The organism is Mycobacterium sp. NAZ190054 (assembly GCF_001545925.1).
In the GTDB taxonomy this organism is placed as follows: domain Bacteria; phylum Actinomycetota; class Actinomycetes; order Mycobacteriales; family Mycobacteriaceae; genus Mycobacterium.
The window spans coordinates 1-3,964 of the sequence record NZ_LMVQ01000318.1 but is presented as its reverse complement, the minus strand read 5'-3'; the positions used below and the strand labels follow the sequence as shown (position 1 = coordinate 3,964).

Here is a 3,964-nt window from a genome sequence, read left to right as displayed (position 1 = left end):
CACGTTTTCGCCGAAGTACACGATGTCCGGTTTGAGCATGCCGTCACAGAGCGGGCAGTCCACCACTCGGAAGGACGCCGTGTCGGACACCACGGCGTCGGCGTCGGGGGCGACCGCGATGCCGCCGCCACCACCTGAGCCGGGAACGAACTGCCGGGAAGTCTCGTGACGACCCAGCCGCAGCCCGCCGTCGCGGTCACGCCTCCGCTGCCGACTCGCCGGAACGCCGAACTGTTCCTGCTCGGTTTCGCCGCGCTGATCACCACGGTGGCCCTGTTGCTCGTCGAAGCCAATCAGGAGCAGGGGCTGCGCTGGGATCTGATCCAGTACACCGTCGCCTATCTGGCCCTGTTCACCGGTGCGCACCTGGCCGTGCGCCGCTTCGCCCCGTACGCCGACCCGCTGTTGCTGCCCGTCGTCGCGCTGCTGAACGGCTTGGGGCTGGTGATGATTCACCGCCTCGACCTCGCGGAGGGCGCCACCACCGCCCAGGGTCTGGGCGGCACCGCCAATCAGCAGATGCTGTGGACGCTGGCCGGGGTGATCGGCTTCTCCGCCGTGGTGATCTTTCTGCGCGACCACCGCATGCTGTCCCGGTACGGCTACGTCTGCGGGCTCAGCGGTCTCGTCCTGCTGGCCATCCCGGCGGTGCTGCCAAGCTCGATGTCCGAGCAGAACGGCGCCAAGATCTGGATTCAGTTCGAGGGCTTCTCGATTCAGCCTGCGGAGTTCTCCAAGATCCTGTTGCTGATCTTCTTCGCCGCGGTGCTGGTGTCCAAGCGCGACCTGTTCACCAGCGCCGGAAAGCACGTCCTCGGAATGGATCTGCCGCGGCCGCGGGATCTGGCCCCGCTGCTGGCGGCGTGGATCGCCTCGATCGGGGTGATGATCTTCGAGAAGGACCTCGGCACGTCGCTGCTGCTGTACGCGTCGTTCCTCGTGATGGTCTACATCGCGACCGAGCGCTTCAGCTGGGTGGTGCTCGGGCTGGGGCTGTTCGCCGCCGGAAGTGTGGTGGCCTACTACCTTTTCGACCACGTCCGGGTCCGGGTGCAGACCTGGCGCGACCCGTTCGCCGACCCCGACGGCGCGGGCTACCAGATGGTGCAGTCGCTGTTCAGCTTTGCCACCGGCGGCATCTTCGGGACCGGTCTGGGTAACGGACAACCGGGCACGGTACCGGCCGCGTCGACGGACTTCATCATCGCGGCGGTCGGGGAAGAGCTTGGGCTGGTTGGGCTTTCGGCGGTGATGATGCTCTACACCATCGTGGTCATCCGGGGGCTGCGCACCGCGATCGCGGTGCGCGACAGCTTCGGCAAGCTGCTCGCCGCCGGCCTGGCCGCCACGCTGGCGATCCAGCTGTTCATCGTCGTCGGCGGCGTCACCAAGCTGATCCCGCTGACCGGGCTGACCACGCCGTGGATGTCCTACGGCGGCTCGTCGCTGGTGGCCAACTATCTGCTGCTGGCCATCCTGATCTGCATCTCCCACACCGCCCGGCGTCCCCTCGGCATCCGGGCCCTGCCGTCCGGCAACATCGCGGCCGCCAACACCGAGGTGATCCAGAAGGCATGAACACCTCGCTGCGCCGTATCTCCGTCATGATCATGGGTCTGGTCGTGCTGCTGCTTGCCAACGCCACCCTGACCCAGGTGTTCACGGCTGACGGTCTGCGCTCGGATCCGCGCAATCAGCGGGTGCTGCTCGACGAGTACTCCCGCCAGCGCGGCCAGATCTCGGCGGGCGGCCAGTTGCTCGCCTACTCGGTCGCGACGGAGGGCCGGTTCCGGTTCCTGCGCGTCTACCCCAACCCGCTGACGTACGCACCGGTCACCGGGTTCTACTCGCTGAGCTACTCGAGCACCGGACTGGAACGCGCCGAGGACACCGTGCTCAACGGTTCCGACCAGCGGCTGTTCGGGCGGCGGCTCGCCGATTTCTTCACCGGCCGCGACCCCCGCGGCGGGAACGTCTCCACCACCATCAACCCGCAGGTGCAGCAGGCCGCCTGGGACGCGATGGAGAAGGGCTGCGACGGGCCGTGCAAGGGCTCGGTGGTGGCTCTGGAGCCGTCGACCGGCAAGATCCTGGCGCTGGTGTCGTCGCCGTCGTACGACCCGAACCTGCTGGCCACCCACGACGTCGCCGAGCAGGCCGAGGCCTGGGAGCAGCTGCGTGACGACCCGGATTCGCCGCTGCTCAACCGTGCGATCTCGGAGACCTACCCGCCCGGGTCGACGTTCAAGGTGATCACCACCGCGGCCGCGCTGCAGGCCGGCGCGACCCCGGACACCCAGGTGACCGCGGCCCCGCAGATCCCGCTGCCGGACAGCACCGCGACGCTGGAGAACTTCGGCGGCACCCCCTGCGGAGGAGGCCCGACGACGTCGCTGCAGAACGCGTTCGCGAACTCCTGCAACACCGCGTTCGTCCAGCTCGGCATCGACACCGGCGCCGACCAATTACGCAGCACCGCAAGCGCTTTCGGGGTCGGCGCGGCCCCGCCGGCCATCCCGCTGCAGGTGGCCGAATCCACCGTCGGGCCGATCGCCGACGACGCGGCGCTCGGCATGTCGAGCATCGGCCAGCGCGACGTCGCGCTGACACCGCTGCAGAACGCGATGATCGCGGCCACCGTCGCGAACAAGGGTGTGACCATGCGTCCTTACCTGGTGGAAAACCTCAAGGGACCGGACCTGGCCAACATCGCCACCACCACCCCTACCGAAGAGCGGCGGGCAGTCACCGAGCAGGTCGCAGATACACTTACAGACTTGATGGTCGCCGCCGAGCAGGTGACTCAGCAGAAGGGAGCCATCGCCGGCGTGCAGATCGCATCCAAGACCGGCACTGCGGAGCACGGCACGGATCCGCGCAACACGCCGCCGCATGCCTGGTACATCGCCTTCGCACCTGCTCAGGCACCCAAAGTCGCGGTCGCGGTGCTTGTCGAGAACGGCGGAGACCGCCTGTCGGCGACCGGTGGCGCCCTCGCGGCGCCGATCGGGCGCGCGACGATCGCGGCCGCGCTGCGGGAGGCCTCATGAGCCACCGAAGCCGAGCGCAGCGAGGCGAGCAATGAGTCCCCGCGTAGGTGTCACGCTGTCCGGCCGCTACCGGCTGCAGCGGCTCATCGCGACCGGCGGTATGGGTCAGGTCTGGGAAGGCGTCGACTCCCGGCTGGGCCGCCGGGTCGCGATCAAGGTCCTCAAGGCCGAGTACTCGACCGACGCGGAGTTCGTCGAGCGGTTCCGTGCCGAGGCGCGCACCGTCGCGATGCTCAACCACCCGGGCATCGCCGGGGTGTACGACTACGGCGAGACCGACATCGACGGCGAAGGACGCACCGCCTATCTGGTGATGGAGCTGGTCAACGGCGAACCGCTGAACTCGGTGATCAAACGCACCGGCCGGCTGTCGCTGCGCCACTCGCTGGACATGCTCGAGCAGACCGGGCGGGCGCTGCAGGTGGCGCATTCGGCGGGTCTGGTGCACCGCGACGTCAAACCCGGCAACATCCTGATCACGCCGACCGGGCAGGTGAAGCTGACCGACTTCGGCATCGCCAAGGCCGTCGATGCGGCGCCGGTGACCCAGACCGGCATGGTCATGGGCACGGCGCAGTACATCGCTCCCGAGCAGGCCCTCGGCCACGACGCCACCGCGGCCAGCGACGTGTACTCCCTCGGTGTGGTCGGCTATGAAGCCGTGTCGGGCAAGCGCCCGTTCACCGGGGACGGCGCGCTGACCGTGGCGATGAAGCACATCAAGGAGACGCCTCCCCCGCTGCCCGCCGACCTGCCGCCCAACGTGCGCGAACTGATCGAGATCACGCTGGTCAAGAACCCGGGCATGCGCTACAAGTCCGGGGGCCCGTTCGCCGACGCCGTCGGTCTCGCCGTAGTCGTACACCCCGGCGATGCCCGGGTGGTTGAGCATCGCGACGGTGCGCGCCTCGGCA

3 protein-coding genes and 1 pseudogene are annotated in these 3,964 nt (G+C 68.6%); 3 read left to right on the top strand and 1 reads right to left on the bottom strand.

Annotated elements, in window-relative coordinates:
- Nucleotides 1–126, bottom strand: a pseudogene (locus ASJ79_RS34210) (NAD-dependent deacetylase); the annotation flags it as partial.
- Between the two features lie 39 nt (nt 127–165).
- Here ASJ79_RS34210 and ASJ79_RS20145 point away from each other — a divergent pair.
- The 3 genes from ASJ79_RS20145 to ASJ79_RS20135 all read left to right on the top strand — a co-directional run.
- Nucleotides 166–1,578 carry an FtsW/RodA/SpoVE family cell cycle protein gene (locus ASJ79_RS20145; protein WP_067959014.1) on the top strand — a complete coding sequence of 471 codons (1,413 nt, stop codon included), beginning with the start codon at nt 166–168 and terminating at the stop codon, nt 1,576–1,578.
- On the top strand, nt 1,575–3,050 hold the full coding sequence (gene pbpA, locus ASJ79_RS20140) for a D,D-transpeptidase PbpA (RefSeq protein ID WP_067959010.1): 1,476 nt from the start codon (nt 1,575–1,577) through the stop codon (nt 3,048–3,050). The genes ASJ79_RS20145 and pbpA overlap by 4 nt, the downstream gene beginning before the upstream one ends.
- Nucleotides 3,051–3,081: 31 nt before the next feature.
- Nucleotides 3,082–3,964 (top strand): serine/threonine-protein kinase (locus tag ASJ79_RS20135; protein ID WP_231750946.1); only part of this gene is annotated, 883 nt, incomplete at its 3' end.